12 protein-coding genes, 2 pseudogenes and 1 riboswitch are annotated in these 16,188 nt (G+C 41.4%); of the genes and pseudogenes, 9 read left to right on the forward strand and 5 right to left on the reverse strand.

The annotated features are described in order from the left end of the window. Nucleotides 1–82 precede the first annotated feature (82 nt). Nucleotides 83–1,369: a restriction endonuclease subunit S gene (locus tag GTQ43_RS23520; RefSeq protein ID WP_265275144.1), complete on the forward strand. Its 1,287-nt coding sequence runs from the start codon at nt 83–85 to the stop codon at nt 1,367–1,369. A 3-nt stretch (nt 1,370–1,372) separates the two neighbouring features. Here the strand turns inward: GTQ43_RS23520 and GTQ43_RS23525 are convergent, their stop codons facing one another. Further along, on the reverse strand, nt 1,373–1,687 hold the full coding sequence (locus tag GTQ43_RS23525) for a hypothetical protein (protein WP_265275145.1): 315 nt from the start codon (nt 1,685–1,687) through the stop codon (nt 1,373–1,375). A 669-nt stretch (nt 1,688–2,356) separates the two neighbouring features. Here GTQ43_RS23525 and GTQ43_RS23530 point away from each other — a divergent pair. The 4 genes and pseudogenes from GTQ43_RS23530 to GTQ43_RS23545 all read left to right on the forward strand — a co-directional run bounded on the left by GTQ43_RS23530 (nt 2,357) and on the right by GTQ43_RS23545 (nt 8,034). Beyond that, nucleotides 2,357–5,539 (forward strand): type I restriction endonuclease subunit R, encoded by a 3,183-nt coding sequence (locus GTQ43_RS23530; protein ID WP_265275146.1) that lies wholly within the window; start codon nt 2,357–2,359, stop codon nt 5,537–5,539. Beyond that, on the forward strand, nt 5,536–5,718 hold the full coding sequence (locus GTQ43_RS23535; RefSeq protein WP_265275147.1) for a hypothetical protein: 183 nt from the start codon (nt 5,536–5,538) through the stop codon (nt 5,716–5,718). Before GTQ43_RS23530 ends, GTQ43_RS23535 begins: the two co-directional genes overlap by 4 nt. A 36-nt stretch (nt 5,719–5,754) precedes the next feature. Continuing rightward, a pseudogene (locus tag GTQ43_RS23540) lies at nt 5,755–6,231 on the forward strand (M48 family metallopeptidase); the annotation flags it as partial. 468 nt (nt 6,232–6,699) lie between these two features. Then, on the forward strand, nt 6,700–8,034 hold the full coding sequence (locus GTQ43_RS23545; protein ID WP_265275148.1) for a GTPase family protein: 1,335 nt from the start codon (nt 6,700–6,702) through the stop codon (nt 8,032–8,034). A 144-nt stretch (nt 8,035–8,178) separates the two neighbouring features. On the opposite strand, the gene GTQ43_RS23550 is transcribed toward GTQ43_RS23545, so the two are convergent. The 3 genes and pseudogenes from GTQ43_RS23550 to GTQ43_RS23560 form a co-directional block, all read right to left on the reverse strand. Continuing rightward, nucleotides 8,179–8,331 carry a lmo0937 family membrane protein gene (locus GTQ43_RS23550; RefSeq protein ID WP_265275149.1) on the reverse strand — a complete coding sequence of 51 codons (153 nt, stop codon included), beginning with the start codon at nt 8,329–8,331 and terminating at the stop codon, nt 8,179–8,181. A gap of 499 nt (nt 8,332–8,830) precedes the next feature. Then, nucleotides 8,831–9,304, reverse strand: coding sequence for a GNAT family N-acetyltransferase (locus GTQ43_RS23555; protein WP_265275150.1), 474 nt, complete (start codon nt 9,302–9,304; stop codon nt 8,831–8,833). A gap of 240 nt (nt 9,305–9,544) precedes the next feature. Then, nucleotides 9,545–10,773 (reverse strand): annotated as a pseudogene (locus GTQ43_RS23560) (DUF4336 domain-containing protein). Nucleotides 10,774–11,229: 456 nt separating this feature from the next. Between GTQ43_RS23560 and GTQ43_RS23565 the strand changes: the two are divergent. Continuing rightward, nucleotides 11,230–11,784 carry a cupin domain-containing protein gene (locus GTQ43_RS23565; RefSeq protein ID WP_265275151.1) on the forward strand — a complete coding sequence of 185 codons (555 nt, stop codon included), beginning with the start codon at nt 11,230–11,232 and terminating at the stop codon, nt 11,782–11,784. Here the strand turns inward: GTQ43_RS23565 and GTQ43_RS23570 are convergent. Continuing rightward, nucleotides 11,781–12,590 carry a hypothetical protein gene (locus tag GTQ43_RS23570; protein WP_265275152.1) on the reverse strand — a complete coding sequence of 270 codons (810 nt, stop codon included), beginning with the start codon at nt 12,588–12,590 and terminating at the stop codon, nt 11,781–11,783. The genes GTQ43_RS23565 and GTQ43_RS23570 overlap by 4 nt on opposite strands. A 530-nt stretch (nt 12,591–13,120) precedes the next feature. Between GTQ43_RS23570 and GTQ43_RS23575 the strand changes: the two genes are divergently transcribed. The 3 genes from GTQ43_RS23575 (at nt 13,121) to GTQ43_RS23585 (ending at nt 16,188) form a co-directional block, all read left to right on the forward strand. After that, the gene (locus GTQ43_RS23575) at nt 13,121–13,567 is read left to right on the forward strand and encodes a TOBE domain-containing protein (protein WP_265275153.1); all 447 of its coding nucleotides are present in this window, start codon (nt 13,121–13,123) and stop codon (nt 13,565–13,567) included. 246 nt (nt 13,568–13,813) lie between these two features. Continuing rightward, nucleotides 13,814–13,946: riboswitch (cobalamin riboswitch) on the forward strand. A gap of 48 nt (nt 13,947–13,994) precedes the next feature. Then, nucleotides 13,995–15,512, forward strand: a complete 1,518-nt coding sequence (gene cobG / locus GTQ43_RS23580; RefSeq protein ID WP_321162511.1) for a precorrin-3B synthase — start codon at nt 13,995–13,997, stop codon at nt 15,510–15,512. Nucleotides 15,513–15,561: 49 nt separating this feature from the next. Next, nucleotides 15,562–16,188 (forward strand): precorrin-8X methylmutase, encoded by a 627-nt coding sequence (locus GTQ43_RS23585; RefSeq protein ID WP_265275155.1) that lies wholly within the window; start codon nt 15,562–15,564, stop codon nt 16,186–16,188.

Genomic DNA, 16,188 nt, shown 5'->3' on the forward strand with positions numbered 1-16,188 from the left:
TATCGGGTGACGTTGCAGGATATTGAGACGGAACAGGATGCAGCAGCGAAGAAGTTGAGTGAGTTTTTGCAGGGGTTAGGGTATGCCAATTAATTCTGTATCCTTGGGGTGGGTAAACTGTTTCTTAGGAGATGTTATTGTGCGCGTTGTTGGTGGTGGAACACCTTCGCGTGGAATCTCTGCCTATTGGATGGGAAACATTCCTTGGGCTTCAGTAAAAGATTTTACAGATGACACAAAGTATATACAGAATACAGAAGAACATATATCTTTCTCTGGACTTGCTAATAGTTCAGCAAATTTAATTGAAGTAGGAATACCAGTAATTTGCACGCGGATGGCAGTTGGACGTGCAGCTATTACTGGAAACTCAATAGCAATTAATCAATACCTAAAAGCCCTTTATCTTGATAACAATATCTATTCAAAATATTTACTTCTTCTCTTAAAATTTTTACGTCCTAAATTTGAGTCTTTATCGATAGGTTCAACAGTCAAGGGAATAAATATTGATCAATTATTAACAATTTGTATATCTCTTCCGCCACTTTATGAACAGCGACGTATTGCTGAAATTTTGGATACGGTGGATGATGCGATCGCACGCACATCTTCCCTTATTATAAAACTTAAACAAACCAAAGCCGGACTACTGCAAGACTTGCTCACACGCGGGTTAGATAACGATGGCAAATTGAGAGATCAACAAGCGCATCCTGAACAATTTAAAGATTCACTACTGGGACAAATCCCGAAAGATTGGGAAATTAGATTACTCTCAACAGTTGCAGAAGTTAACTCTGGTGTAACTTTAGGTAGAAATATTAGCGGTGTTGGAACTATTGAATTACCTTATCTTCGAGTTGCAAATGTACAAGATGGATACTTAGAACTTACCGATATAAAAACAATCCGTGTTTATAAAGAAGAAATTACCAGATTTTTATTACAACCAGGAGATGTATTGATGAATGAAGGCGGAGACTACGACAAGCTTGGACGTGGAACTGTTTGGAATGGGCAAATTGTACCATGCCTTCATCAAAATCATGTTTTTAGAGTTCGCCCAAACGGAGATTATTTAATTTCAGAATTTTTAGCTTTAGTATCTGGCTCTGCTTACGGAAAAAGATTTTTTATTCTAAGTTCAAAACAATCAACTAATTTAGCATCAATCAACTCTACTCAGCTAAAATCATTTCCAATTCCATGCCCAACAATATTAGAACAGCAAAGAATTCTGAGCGTGTTTAAACTTCACGAAACTCGCATCCGTACAGAAGAAGCCTACCTTAACAAACTCAAACTCCAAAAACAAGGACTGATGCAAGACTTATTAACTGGCAAAGTGCGGGTGAAAAATCTCTAGACATCAACTTTTATTAGTAACCTCATAACTAGCAATTACCTTCTGTTGAGGTTCTAAACTTTTATCTCGATTTTGAAATTCATCTAACAACCTATAGAAACTATTTAAACCCTCTTGTTCACTCCCACAGTGGAGCATAATAATCTTTGCCCAAGAGTTAGAAGTTGACACATGATATTTTTTCTGCACCCAAGGCTGAAAATTTTCATGGAAATCATTCTCCCATTCTGTAGGTTCAATATCTAACTCTCCCCTAGCAAATTCATATCCAACAAGAAAATGAAATAAATCACTCACCGAAGCCTTACCAATATACATCCCCGGCTTCGTTTTAATTTTTTGTAAAAAACAAATGAGTTCGCCGAAATAACAAATGAGTATGCCGAAATAACAAATGAGTTCGCCGAAATAACAAATGAGTTCGCCGAAATAACAAATGAGTTCGCCGAAATAGCAAATGAGTTCGCCGAAATAGCAAATGAGTATGCCAATGTCATTGCGATTCCTTCATTCGCAAGATTGCAACTCTTGGACACGCTGCGCGTAGCAAGATCCCCGAAGGGGTATACTACATTTCATTACGCTCGCAATGACATAAATATTTTTGCATACGCACTTAGGGACTTCCAAGAAATAAATTATCCAAATAAACGAACCACAGAGACACAGAGAACACAGAGAGAGGAGGAATAGAGAGAGTTTTTGCGTCAGTTTTGGAACATTTTTTTATTTGGAAGTGCCTTAGCAAATGCGATCGCCGATCAAGTAGTTGAGCTTGGTGCAAAATATAATACAGCACTTTGCAAGTAAATGAAGTACTGCTTGGGGCTACGGTGAATTACCCCCCTTAATCCCCCCGATATATTGGGGGGAAAAAGAAATCTAGTTCCCTCCCCAATATATCGGGGAGGGTTAGGGTGGGTATTTTTGTACCTCACCAACTCGCAATCTGCTGTAAGTGTGTCCCTTAATGTAAAAACTATCACCATGCCACAATCTACCCCAGAATATATCTATGTAGAAAAACCCATCATTGAACAACTCATCAGCATGGGATGGCAATATATACAAGGCAATTGGGACAATCCCGCAATTACCGAACGCGAAAACTTTAAGCAAGTTCTACTGACACAACGCCTCAAAGCCGCCATCAAACGCATCAACTTAGATGACAACGGCAATCCTTGGCTTGATGATATACAAGTGCAAACCGCAGTGAGTCAGTTAGAACGCCTCGGCGCAAACAGATTAATGGAAGCCAACCAAGCCGCCACAGAATTGCTACTTAAAGGTACTACTGTTTTAGGACAAGACGGCAAACAGCACACCGTTCATTTTATTGAATTTAATCCTGAAAATCTTCACAGCAACAATTTTCTAGCCATCAATCAATACCGAGTAGACCCGCCTTGGGCAACAGGTAATCGGGGGTTTATAGTCCCAGATATGGTACTACTTGTTAACGGCATTCCTCTAGTAGTGATTGAATGTAAAAGTCCCAATCTAGATAACCCCATAATAGAAGCAATTCAAGACTTATTAAAATATTCCAACCAACGAGGTAGCAGTCAACCAGAAGGCGCTGAAAAATTATTCCACTACAATCTGCTGATGATAGCAGCATCGAGAGGACGGGCAACAGCCGGAACCATCGGCGCAAATTATGAACATTATGTTGATTGGAAAGATACCATTCCCAGTCCCCAAGCAGAAATTGCTGCACAATTAGGTGTTTCTGAATTGAATTCTCGCCAAACCCTCATAGCCGGAATGTTGAAACCAGCTAATCTTATCGACATCCTGCATAATTTCACCTTATTTAAAACCAGTGGCGATCGCACCATCAAAATAGTCCCCCGTTACCAACAATATCGCGCAGTATACAAAGCACTGCACCGACTCCAAGACAACCAAACCCGCGCCCAACATGGCACAGATGACCAACGTGGTGGCATTATCTGGCATACCCAAGGCTCAGGTAAAAGCCTGACAATGGTTTACTTAATTCGGAAAATTCGCACTATTCCAGAATTACGCCGCTTTAAAATTGTCGTTGTTACTGACCGCCGAGACTTAGAAAAACAACTTGCAGATACCGCCGTCCTCACCGGGGAACCATTACAAAAAGCTAAAAAGGTCAAAAAACTAGAACAATACTTGCAACAACCAGGTGCTGGCTTAGTCTTCGGGATGATTCAGAAATTTAAAGGTGGCGAAGATTCTGAAGAAGAAGCAGAAATTGAACCAATTCCAAAAAACCTCAATCCTTCCGAAAATATCCTCGTGCTAATTGACGAAGCACACCGTTCTCACGCCAAAACTCTCCACACCAATTTATTAGAAGCCTTACCTAACTGTGTCCGTATTGGCTTTACTGGTACACCCATTGTCAAAGCTGCCAAAAAAACCACCCTGCAAATTTTCGGTTCATTTATCGATGAATACAATATCCGCCAATCCCAAGCAGATAAAGTTACTTTGCCCATTGTCTACGAAGGATTAGAAGCTAGAGGTACTGTAACCCAAGGTGATGACCTCGACCAACTTTTTGAAATTATTTTTGCTGATAAAATCCCAGAAGAACGGGCGCAAATTAAAGCTAAGTATGCGACTAAAACCCAAGTTGGCGAAGCACGAGAACTAATTAAAGCCAAAGCTAAAAGTATGTTGCGTCATTATATTGAGCGCATTTTAGCAGGAGGCTTTAAAGCGCAAGTAGTCGCCTCTACCCGTCTTGCCGCCGTCCGTTACCAAGAGACATTTGTGGAAGCGCAACGAGAAATAGTACAGCAGTTAGAAAATCGTGCTGTCATTCTGCAAAGTCTCGACGCTGAAGCTTTGGAATCTCTTGATGCCGAAACTCGTTTTTTTGCTCAAGCACTCCCACATCTTGAAACCATCCGCAAGCTAGAATTTGCTCCTGTCATCTCTGGCGATAAAGGAGATGACCCTAGCTGGAAAATATGGACAGATAAAGGTCAACAAGAAATTAATATCGAGAAATTTAAAAAGCCTTTAGACCAAGATAGTTTAGCAATTTTAATTGTTAAAAATATGCTGTTAACGGGTTTTGATGCACCGTTAGAACAAGTTTTATATTTAGACAGGTCATTAAAAGAATATGAATTGCTGCAAGCGATCGCTCGTGTTAACCGAGTGTATAATGATCAAAAAACAGAAGGATTAGTGGTAGATTATTACGGTGTTGATATCGCTGCCGCCCTCTCAGGTTACGAAAATATTGATACAGAATTAGCATGGTTTGATATTCGTGCCGAATTGCCAAAACTGCGCGACAGACATCAGCGAGTGATTGCTCTATTTACTGATAACAACTGCATAATTGATAATGTAGATGCTTGTGTAGACTTACTCCGAGATGAACGCCTCAGAGTTGAATTTAATGACTATTTTCAAGATTTTCTCAATACTCTTGATACAATCTTGCCGCGTCCAGAAGCACGTCAACCCGATAATTTTGTCAGAGATGCTAAAAAACTTGGTTTTATTAAAAAATCAGTTGCTGATTTATATCGGGACGAAAAACTAAATATTGTCAGCGCCAAAGAAAAAGTTAGAGCATTAATAGATCAATATATTGAATCGCAAGGCATTGACCCAAAAGTGCCACCGATTGATATCATGTCACTGGATTTTAAAACCCATGTCCAGCGCCATCGCTCCATTAAAGCCCAAGCCGCAGAAATGGAATTTGCTGCTCGTCACCATATCAGCGTAAATTATGAAGAAGACCCAGTTTACTACAAAAACTTAAGTGAAAAACTCACAGAAATTCTGGAATCTTTAGCTGATAACTGGGATGAAAAAGTTGAGGCGTTGCGGAAGTATATTGAACAAATCCAAGCTGGTCGTACTACAAATGAGACTGGATTAGATCCTAAAACTCAAATGCCATTTCTCAACATTTTAGGTGAATATTCCCAAAAACAACTCCCCGAACTTGCTCAAACAACTGTGGAAATTGTCGAACACATCCGCCAAGAAGTACGACGGGTAAATTGGGGTAGCCAAATAGTCCAAGAGGATTTGAGAAAGTGGATAGCAGGTTACTTAGATGAGCGTGATTTAGTGAGTTACGACCAACTAGAAGAAGTTGCAGATAAATTAGTCCAACTAGCTAGGAGAAATCGTGATAATTTAATGGCATGAAAACTATCACCTTTGGCGACCTGAGTTTTGAAATTCGCCATAGTTCAAAACGCCGCACTGTAGGTATTACCGTCGAACGTGACGGTCAATTAGTCTTAGCTTCTCCCCCAGAAGTGCCAATAGAAACATTAGAAAAAATTGTACTCGATAAACGCTACTGGATTTACAGTAAACTTTAAAAAAAAGAGTCATTAAATCCAACCGTCAGCGTTAAAGAATACGTATCAGGTGAAGGTTTTTATTATCTAGGACGCAGCTATCGTCTCAAAATAGTAGAGCTTGAACAACAGCCATCTCTGAGACTATATCAAAGCCGCTTTGAGTTACAGCGCCCGGCACAAGTTCAAGGTCGAGAACACTTTATTTACTGGTATCGAGAACATCTCCAGCCAATTGTAGAACAACAAATTGCCACACTGATTAAACGAGTTACTACTTCGCCTCGTTCAGTGCAAGTACGTGAGTTAGGGAATCGTTGGGGTTCTTGCGGACACAAAGGGGATTTATATTTTCACTGGCGAGTCGCAATGCTACCGCGAGGGATGATTGAGTATTTGGCAGTTCATGAACTGGTGCATCTAATTGAACCGCATCACAGCACTGCATTTTGGCATCGGGTGGAGCGGATTGTACCAGATTATCTGGAGCGGAAGCAGTGGTTAGCTGAGAATGGGGTAATTTATAACCTTTAGAAATATGACTCGAAATCCCAAGTTTATACACTACTAACGGTACTGGTTATCCCTTTGAGAATCGCTATAAGATTATTAAAAAGGTCTTATAGGTCAACGACTTCAGTCTTACAGCAGAATTCATGTATTTGAACCACATCTGTCGTAGGGGCAATTCATGAACATTGGTGTCAACTTAACGTGAAACCCATGTAAAAACTGGATATTGAGTTCACTCACTTCCCATCACGATCCGCGTTACCCCACCCTAACCCTCCCCTTATAAAGGGGAGGGAACCGGAAATATCATTTCCCCCTTTATAAGGGGGGATTAAGGGGGGTAAAACGGCCGTGGGACAAAGCTTTGAGCTTAAGTTGACACCAGTGATTCATTAATTGCCCCTACGGTGTAGTCTATTTACCTGAAAATAGCTGTAAACATCATGAAGTGGACTGAGTTCAAGACTGGTATCTACGGTTTGGATAAAAATGATTGAGCAACATGATGCTGACTCACCATCAACTGATTCTCAACAATTGAGTGAACTGAATGATGGAGCAACTACCAAGTCAGTCGGTAATTCCTGGACAGACCGCATTAGTGGTGTCTGGAACAAAACCGCAACACGTTTAACACAACTCTTACCCGTAGAACAACTGGCACAAGCAGTTGTTGAATGGTTTAGTGTGAGCGAAACCCAAGTTGCAGAGATTTTAGAGAAAATCCGAGCCGAACTACCAACTACAGAAGCACTGCTAATTGGTAAACCCCAAGCCGGAAAAAGTTCAATTGTGCGAGGATTGACAGGAGTCTCGGCTGAGATTATCGGTCAGGGTTTTCGTCCTCACACGCAACACACCCAGCGCTATGCTTATCCTTCCAATGACCTACCGTTACTGATTTTTACTGATATGGTAGGGCTGGGTGATGTCAAGCAAGATACCCAATTAATTATTCAGGAGTTAGTTGGTGATTTACAAAAGGAAACTCGTTCCGCCAGAATCCTCCTTTTGACCGTTAAAATCAATGATTTTGCAACTGACACACTACGACAAATTGCTCAACAGCTACGTCAGCAGTATCCAAATATTCCCTGCTTGCTGGTAGTTACCTGCTTGCATGAGGTTTATCCTACCGATATCGTCGATCATCCTGCTTATCCGCCAGATTATCAGGAAGTCAACCGCGCATTTGCCGCAATGCAACAAGCCTTTGCAGGAATTACTAACCACTCTGTATTAATTGACTTTACCTTAGAAGAAGATGGCTACGATCCAGTATTTTATGGCTTAGAAGCACTGCGAGATTCTTTAGCAGAACTACTCCCCCAAGCCGAAGCCGAGGCAATTTATCAGCTATTAGATCGAGAAGAAGTTGGAAAGCAAATTGGCAACCTTTACCGAGATGCTGCACGCCGTTATATTTTGCCATTTGCAATTATGTCTGCCACCCTCGCGGCTGTCCCTCTGCCGTTTGCCACAATGCCTGTACTCACTGCCTTGCAAGTATCAATGGTGGGTCTGTTGGGAAAATTATATGGACAGATCCTTACACCATCTCAGGCAGGAGGGGTTGTGAGTGCGATCGCAGGTGGTTTTTTAGCACAGGCTATAGCACGAGAATTAATTAAATTTATCCCAGGTTTTGGGAGTGCGATCGCAGCATCTTGGGCAGCCGCCTATACCTGGGCACTAGGGGAAGCAGCCTGTGTTTACTTTGGTGATTTAATGGGAGGTAAGAAACCCGATCCCCAAGTAATTCAGTTGGTGATGCAAGAAGCATTTAAAGCGGCGCAAGAACGGTTTAAGGGAATCAAACGTTAAACCTTAAAATATTTATCAGGGCTTTCATTTTTAGCAATTTTTGTGTAATTACTGTTACTGAAATACACAAGTTGCACTCAAAAACAGCCAGAAAGCCCCTTTTACTTCTAAATACTAGATTTGGACTATTATGAATTATTCAATTTAGACATCACGCCCCTTGAAAAAATTGTAAATAGCAAGCCCAATAGCTAAAAGTAATACTGCATGAATTAAACTTCCTGCAATATGAAATACTAATCCCAATGCCCAAAAAGCTACCAGTACAACAACAATACCCCAAAGTATGCTTAACATCTATTTACTCTTTATAAAGTGGTTTTTACCTTGTAAAATAACATATCATTTCACTTGTATTTATTCTATTTATCTTGAGATAGATATATTAATATAAATCATATTTCTAGAGATATAATACGAAAACCGACAATATTTATTATTTTAGAATTAACAAAAGAACCATGTTGTTTATAAACGTAAATATGTGATTTCACGTTTTCAGGACTTACGCAAAATCATGAAAAAACGAACCTTTCAAGGTGATTTGTAAAATCTCTTTTTTCTCTCTGCATCGCGCCAGTTGCTACAAGTCGGGGAACCGCAAAGGCGCACTGGCTACTCTATTGTCTCTGCGGTTGAAAAGTAATTTATCTAACCACAGAGTCGCAGAGAACACAGAAAAAAGAGCGGAAATAGGAATTTATTGACCAAAATTTTTACCCACCTTGAAAAGGCTAGTCCTATGGGCTGGGATTGCAACGCTTTGCTTGCAATGACTGTAAATATTTTTGTGCAACTACTTAATCTGTTTCTCAAAGCAAACACTTACTGGATTTCCCACATAGCATCCATAGGCTGCTATGGGTTGATAACCGGCAGATTGATATAATCGAATCGCCGTCGGTTGACGGATACCTGTTTCTACACGTAAGCTACGATAACCAAAAATCTGAGCGCGTCTTTCTAAGTCAGTCAAAACTGCCTTGGCCACACCTCGACCACGCCAAGCCGATTCCACAAACATCCGTTTAATTTCGCCCATTTCCTCACACAGGGGAACAACTGCACCACAAGCGATGGGCTGACCTTGAATCCAAGCAACAATAAAGACAGATTTGGGTTGGCTGAAGTTAAGGGAGGGGAATTTTCTATCTGCCGTACCATCGTATAGAGAGGTAAGCTCTTGAAACATCCGATTGGTAAGCATATTTGATATAAGGCTTTCGTAATCTTCTGAGTAAATTACGATTTCCTCAAGATTTTCGGGCATAAGAGATTTCCAATCGATATGAGATTGATTATCTGTACGGGTTTTAGCATCCAAAACCTTTCTTCACCGACTTGGAGAGGTTCCAATACTGTTCGGTTAAGACAAGAGACGCGATGAATCGCCGTCTCTACAATAATCATTTTTTCGTCTTGACGGCGATTTATCGCGTCTTTATGCTCTAAAATTTCCATCAAAAAACCTTAACCGAACCGACTTGGAGAGGGTCATCGAACTCACACCCTATACTTTCTCCTTTGCTGCTGGCACAATACCAAACTTATTTAAACCTGCATCAATTTCCCTGAGTGCTTTAAAGTCTTCCTCTGGTAAGGGATAGCTACTACTGTTAAACAAACCTGCACTAATAGGCTGCTTTTCCAAAAAAGAGAAAGCTTGGCGAAACTGATGCGGTTCGGCTTTAATTGGTGCATCAAAGTGGCAGGGAATAATCCTCTGGAAGTCCCAACTGGCAACTTTATCAGCCCAATCGATGGTTTTTTGGGGGGCGCGGTTGAGAATCAACGTCTGTAAAATTGGTGCGACAAACAAACGTCCATCACCTCGCAGAGCATCAAACGATCGCTGCCAATCTGGATGCCATTTAAAGGGGTACAATCCAAAATAGGCTTTTCTTGAGCGTTCTGCTGCTTTCGAGGCATCTTGCAACATCTGACTCCATTGGGGGATGTATAGTGTGCTTGGTCGAAAATACAAAGCAAACAAACAGATGCGCTGCCATCCCTTACGCCGATTTACTTGAATGTCTGCAACAATATCAGAAGCACAATCCTTGGCATGGAATAACAAAGGATATGGATCTAATAAAACGATCGCAGGTGGATCTTCTGGAATAGAAAGTATTGAATCTGTTACTAAAAGAGTATGCGATCGCTTGTGAAAAAAAGCAACTTCCGCAAACCGACCAGTCCCAAGGTCTATGGGGCCTAGCATTGCATAATCAAACTCGTCAGCAAAGGGGGTTTTGCTACTATCTTCTGGCAGTATTTGAGTCCGTTTTGGCGGTAAGCCCAGCCAGCTAAGGGGGAGATTTAGCGGAAAACTCCACTGATGGGGAGCCACAAACACCTGTGCAGTCGGAAAGTATCTAGCGAAGGGGCCTACGAAGACTTTGTGTTCTATACCGGAGATAGTCGGAAGAATAATGTATTTAACGTTACCGTGTTCCGCCACCAATTCATTCACAAGGCGGATACACTCTGGAGTCGGTGCAACAGGCGCATAAACAAGAAGACCCCTGCTTCGAGTTTAACTACAGTCATCCGAATTGGGACAACAACGTAGAAAATGCCCTGAATCTGGTCAAAAATCCAGATTCTGCCCTTGACCACTTCTTTACAGATTGTTTGCCGTCTGCCATAAGGGTAGAGTGGCAGAACAGGCCATAATCTCCATGAAAAGTCCCTGGGATGAATCTGTTCTGCATTAACTATGCCTTCATCATCAGCCACTTTATAACCCCCTTTCAATTCCCAATACTCAAATTGTTTGTTTTTAAGTGGGTATGCAAAAATATTTATGTCATTACGTAGGCGGAGCCTTCCCGTAGGGTACGGAATGAAATTTAGCGAACGTGAACAGCGTCTCGTAGCGAAGCAATCTCAAGACTTTGCGTTCGCGAAGCGTGTCCGAAGGACTTATGCTTCATTCCGCTTTGCTCTATTCGCAATGACAAATGTATATTTTATTTTGCATTACTACTTATATACTGTCTACGAAGTTGGAGTTTAGCAAATTATTGAGCCAATAACCGACGTTGTAACAAAACTGATGATATAGGCGCTTTCAGCACAAAAATAGACCTAATGACTTCCAGAAAGTCAAACCCCGGTTTGTCAGTCGGAAAAAGTGGCTTTTTAGATAAAAGTTGAGTATACTCTTCTTAACAGTTAATTAGTCTTTTTGTCATGGCTAACCTACTACTTGATGACGGTACAATTGAGAGCGATTTAGGCAAAATAGCTCGCGAACTTGAGCCTTTTGGCATTCAACTCAGACATTACGACCCAGGAACATCGCTTCTGTTTCCCGATATTCTAGACCAGGATGTTTTAACTGAGCCTGAGAAACGTTATTATGTAGAACTTCATAACAGCGTTTTTGAATTTATTCAGCAAGAAAATGGCGCTCTCTGGTGTGACTTGCTAAATGTACATCCAGGTTCCTTCAATCTTCACCACCTGATAGCAACCTATGTCCGTTATCATACTCATCCTGCTGCTGAACCTCTCTACGTGTTAGCAGGGGAAATGATTTATGGCTTTGTGCGACCTGATGGTAGCCAAATACAGCTTTTAGTTCAGACACAAGACTATCTCTACATTCCTGCCGGCGTTGAGCATTGGTGCAGTCCAACTGCATCGTTGAATTTTAAAGCGATACGCTATTTTACCATCGCAGAAGGTTGGGTTCCCAATTATACAGGTACTCAAGTGAGTGATTCGCTGAACAAGCCGCGTTAATTCTCAATTATCTCAACTTCTTCACAGAGAATTAACAGCCTTTCCATCGCCTCTGCTAGAGAAATCAACTCTGTCCAAGAGGAGCCACTAACTAAACTTTGGGCGTGAGCTAATCGGTTTCGCAACTGTTCAGCAGACTTGAGGAAGCGTTCGCCAAACCGTTTGGACTTTAATCCCAGTTGCTGGAGTAGTTCTGGTTGATTTAAAATCAACTCTCGCTTATCACAAAATTGCAGATAATCTAACAAATCGGTAGCTTCGTTTCTTTCTTGACTCTCTCGCCATAGTCGTTGAGCAACTTCTAAGCGCTCAGGTTTGAGAACTTTTTGCCAAGAATCTTGGGGATAGTAAATCCGCACCAGCCGGAGCAAATTCATCTCTAGCAGCGTTACTAAGCCAAACAGCAGCATTCGTGCGGGTGCTTTTTGCAAGTCGCCACAGGTAACAATGCCACTTACTTGATTGCAGTCCAAGACAAACAGTCGCGGAGTTTGTTGCAAAATAGGTAATAACTTGATTAGTGGGGTGGAAATGGCTATTAGTTCTTTGGGATGAAACACCCGTTGATAGTCGCCACACGTGCCTTCTTTGCTTTGCATCAAGCTAGAGCGTTCTACATAACCGCTGATAATATCTCCTGTCTCAACACCGATAACATCAAAGTTTTGTGCTTGCATCCAATGCAACACTTCTGTCACCTCTGCATTGGCTGGCATCGCTTTGAGGGGTTCTGCTACGTATTCAATGGTGATATTGTTCTCAAATAAACTCCGCAGGTCTTGAGAACGCGATTTTAAGTGTTTCATCCCCCGGCTGTGAACTCACGTTAAATTATCCTACGGCACTCACGCGATGTCTGCGACGGGCTACGCCTACGCCAGTGGAATTTTTTGCCAGATTACCCCTGCAATCGCTATCTCGACAAATACCATAGCCCAATATCATACTATCCTAGTTGGTATAAAGATAGTAACAGTTAGACATTTTTAAGTAACAAAATATTTTACGATTACAAAAAAATAAATATTTATGCACTTATCTGGATGCGATTAGTTACAGCACTTTGCAAGTAAATGAAGTACTGCTTGGGGCTACGGTGAATTACCCCCTTAATCCCCCCGATATATTGGGGGGAAAAAGAAATCTAGTTCCCTCCCCAATATATCGGGGAGGGTTAGGGTGGGGTATTTTTGTACCTCACCAACTCGCAATCTGCTGTAATTAATTTTCGCTAAAAATACCGAAACTACTGACAAAAAAAATGTTATTACTAAAACGACGCATCGAATTAATACTTGGTAGAATCTTACCAAGATAAACCAAAATTGATATTATTATGCCAAGAAAAGAACAAGGATGGGTTACATTTCAAACTTCAGAGGACGAGCGGAAGATTCTAGAGGAGTTCTGCGAACACTCTCAACGCACCAAAACTGAGATTTTGCGAGAACTCGTGCGTAGTCTCACTCAGCACTCCTCAACACCAATATCAACAACAACTCAGCAGGAAAAACAGGAAGATATTTACTACACTCAAAAGCCTGAAATAGAAAGTAGTATTCAAAAAAAATCACTAAAAGTTAGCTCTCGGAATATTCTTAAAGGTGTTGTTAAACGAGTTGTTTATGGAGCAGTTAATAGTGAGGTAACTTTAGAGATTATTCATAAAGTAGAATTAACCTCTATTATCACCAGAGCTTCCGCAGAAGAGTTGGAATTATCTGAAGGAAAAGAAGCTTATGCAGTCATTAAATCTAATGATATTGTCATTGCCAGAGAATAGAAAAAATATCAGGACTTACGGACAGACTACAATTTTAGGTTGTTACGAGCGTTCGCGGAGCGTCTCTAAGAGTTGCAAAGTAATCGCAAAGGCTTAGTTTGTCGTCACGAGTGCGTAAGTCCTAAAGAAATAGAGAGGATTTTTGTGTCAGTTTTGGGATATTTTTTTACTTGGAAGTCCCTTGGAAAGAATTTATTGCTGAATTGTCAATTCTGACTCCTGAATTCTGTTTCGATAAACTCTGAAATTTTCTGACTACCTTGTTGTGCTAAATTATTAAAACTTGGAGTTGGGAAACTCCGGTGAAATTCCGGGACTGTGCCGCAGCTGTAATGGGAATACCCAAGTCAGAATGCCAACTCTCAAGATGTCCTCAATACACACTCACTATCTACTCCTCGCGTCGCACGGGGAAGGAGTTCCAAATTTGGTTTCTGGATTTGCCACTTGTCCTGGCTTGTTTTATGCTACACCCGCCGCAGATGGGATATTATCTCGGATTAGAATACCAGGTGGAATTATTAGTAGTCAGCAATGCCATGCGATCGAAGATATAGCAGACATAAATGGTGCTGGCTATGTTGATGTGACTAATAGAGCCAACTTACAAGTTCGCGAAATCCACAAGGGGATAAATATTGAAGTTTTGCAGTATCTACAAAATATAGGATTGGGTTCCTTTAATCCTGTTGTAGACCACATTCGTAATATTATGACCAGCCCAACTGCTGGTATCGACCCCGAAGAATTAATCGACACTCGTCCTTTTGTCCAAGGTTGGGATCGTTACATTTCTAAACATCCAGCGCTTTCGGAACTGTCAGCAAAATTTAGCGTTTGCTTTGATGGTGGTGGAATAATTCGGGTGTGCGATCGCTTGAATGATATCCTATTTGCTGCTGTTTTAGTCGATGGTGATATTTATTTCCGCCTTTATCTCAGTGTCGGCGCGAAGGGACAACCACCTAGCGATATGGGAATTTTATTACCACCAAAGAACTGTTTGCTTGTCTTAGCAGCTTTAGCAAAAGTATATCTAGCTCATAACAATACTACAAATAAGCGTCGTTTACGTTTCTTAGAGTTATTGAATACTTTAGGTTGTGAAAATTATCTTCAAGAAGTTCAACAGTATTTACCTTTCTCTCTTTTATCCGATGAAACAGGAAAAGACCTAACCCCCAAACCCCTTTCTCTGTGCGGGAAGGGGAAGTATCAGCATATTGGCATCCATCCCCAACGTCAGAAAGGCTTATTTTATATTGGTGTCGTGTTACCTCTGGGACGGCTAAAAAGTACACAGATGAAAGGGTTGGCAGATTTAGCAGCAAAATATGGTAGTAACACTCTTCGGTTAACCCCCTGGCAAAATTTACTCCTAACCGATATTCCTCAGCAATGGGTTGATGATGTCCAAAGCAAAATTGCTTTCTTAGGACTAGATTTCTCCGCAATCAATATCAATAGTGCATTAGTTGCCTGTTCTGGAAACAGGGGTTGTACCGCTTCTGCCACGGATACCAAAAGTCATGCGTTGGCATTAGCAAAGTATCTTGAAACTCGTATCACTCTAGATTGCCCAGTTAATATCCACTTTAGCGGCTGCGAAAAATCCTGTGCCCAGCATAGCAAGAGTGATATTACTCTACTCGGTGTCAGCATTGAGGCTGACAATGGAGTTGTCGAAGGTTATCACGTTTATGTTGGTGACAGCAAGCAGAAATTTGGATATGAAATATATCGATATGTGAATTTTGCCGAACTACCTGCATTAATAGAGCAGATGCTATATGTATATAAAATTCAACGTCTAAATTCTGATGAGTCCTTTGGGGAATTTGTTAATCGATATGCAATCCCGCAATTACAGCAGTTATTTAATAATATTCCTAAATCTTTTGTGAACAACAAAATTCCCAACTTTTTAGAGAAGTTAAGAATCTAAGCCTTTCAATTTTCATCGATACAATCCAAAATTTAAAATCCCAAATTGAATGTCCGACTACATCCGAGATGCTAACGAAATTTACCGTAATTCCTTTGCAATCATCCGGTCAGAAGCAAACCTAGATGCGCTGCCACCAGATGTAGCAAAAGTTGCCGTGCGTCTTATCCATGCTTGTGGAATGACGGATATTGTCACTGACTTGGGATATTCACCAACAGCGGTGCAATCTGCAAGGGCCGCACTAGCAGGGGGAGCGCCAATTCTGTGCGATTGCCGGATGGTTGCCGATGGCATTACCAAGCGACGATTATCTGCAAATAACCAAGTTATTTGTACCCTGAATGAGCCAGAAGTCCCAGAAATTGCTCAACGCTTGGGTACTACAAGGTCGGCGGCGGCTCTGGAATTATGGCGATCGCATCTAGATGGGGCAGCGATCGCCATTGGCAATGCACCCACAGCACTGTTTAGGCTCTTAGAAATGCTCGACGAAGGAGCTAGTAGACCTGCGATTATCTTAGGCTTTCCAGTTGGATTTGTCGGTGCAGCAGAATCGAAAGCAGCACTAGCAGCAGATAGCAGGAATGTACCATTTTTAACATTGCACGGTCGGCGTGGTGGGAGTGCGATCGCGGCAGCAGCAGTTAACGCCCTGGCAACGGAGGAAGAATAA

The organism is Nostoc sp. KVJ3, assembly GCF_026127265.1.
In the GTDB taxonomy this organism is placed as follows: domain Bacteria; phylum Cyanobacteriota; class Cyanobacteriia; order Cyanobacteriales; family Nostocaceae; genus Nostoc.

Bases quoted from the DNA above. Each gene is read 5' to 3' on its own strand.
- GTQ43_RS23585 (WP_265275155.1), top strand. From the start codon at position 15,562: ATGTCCGACTACATCCGAGATGCTAACGAAATTTACCGTAATTCCTTT.
- GTQ43_RS23545 (WP_265275148.1), top strand. From the start codon at position 6,700: ATGATTGAGCAACATGATGCTGACTCACCATCAACTGATTCTCAACAA.
- GTQ43_RS23520 (WP_265275144.1), top strand. From the start codon at position 83: ATGCCAATTAATTCTGTATCCTTGGGGTGGGTAAACTGTTTCTTAGGA.
- GTQ43_RS23575 (WP_265275153.1), top strand. From the start codon at position 13,121: ATGCCAAGAAAAGAACAAGGATGGGTTACATTTCAAACTTCAGAGGAC.
- GTQ43_RS23555 (WP_265275150.1), bottom strand. From the start codon at position 9,304: ATGCCCGAAAATCTTGAGGAAATCGTAATTTACTCAGAAGATTACGAA.
- GTQ43_RS23530 (WP_265275146.1), top strand. From the start codon at position 2,357: ATGCCACAATCTACCCCAGAATATATCTATGTAGAAAAACCCATCATT.
- GTQ43_RS23550 (WP_265275149.1), bottom strand. From the start codon at position 8,331: ATGTTAAGCATACTTTGGGGTATTGTTGTTGTACTGGTAGCTTTTTGG.
- GTQ43_RS23525 (WP_265275145.1), bottom strand. From the start codon at position 1,687: ATGTATATTGGTAAGGCTTCGGTGAGTGATTTATTTCATTTTCTTGTT.
- GTQ43_RS23570 (WP_265275152.1), bottom strand. From the start codon at position 12,590: ATGAAACACTTAAAATCGCGTTCTCAAGACCTGCGGAGTTTATTTGAG.
- GTQ43_RS23565 (WP_265275151.1), top strand. From the start codon at position 11,230: ATGGCTAACCTACTACTTGATGACGGTACAATTGAGAGCGATTTAGGC.
- GTQ43_RS23535 (WP_265275147.1), top strand. From the start codon at position 5,536: ATGAAAACTATCACCTTTGGCGACCTGAGTTTTGAAATTCGCCATAGT.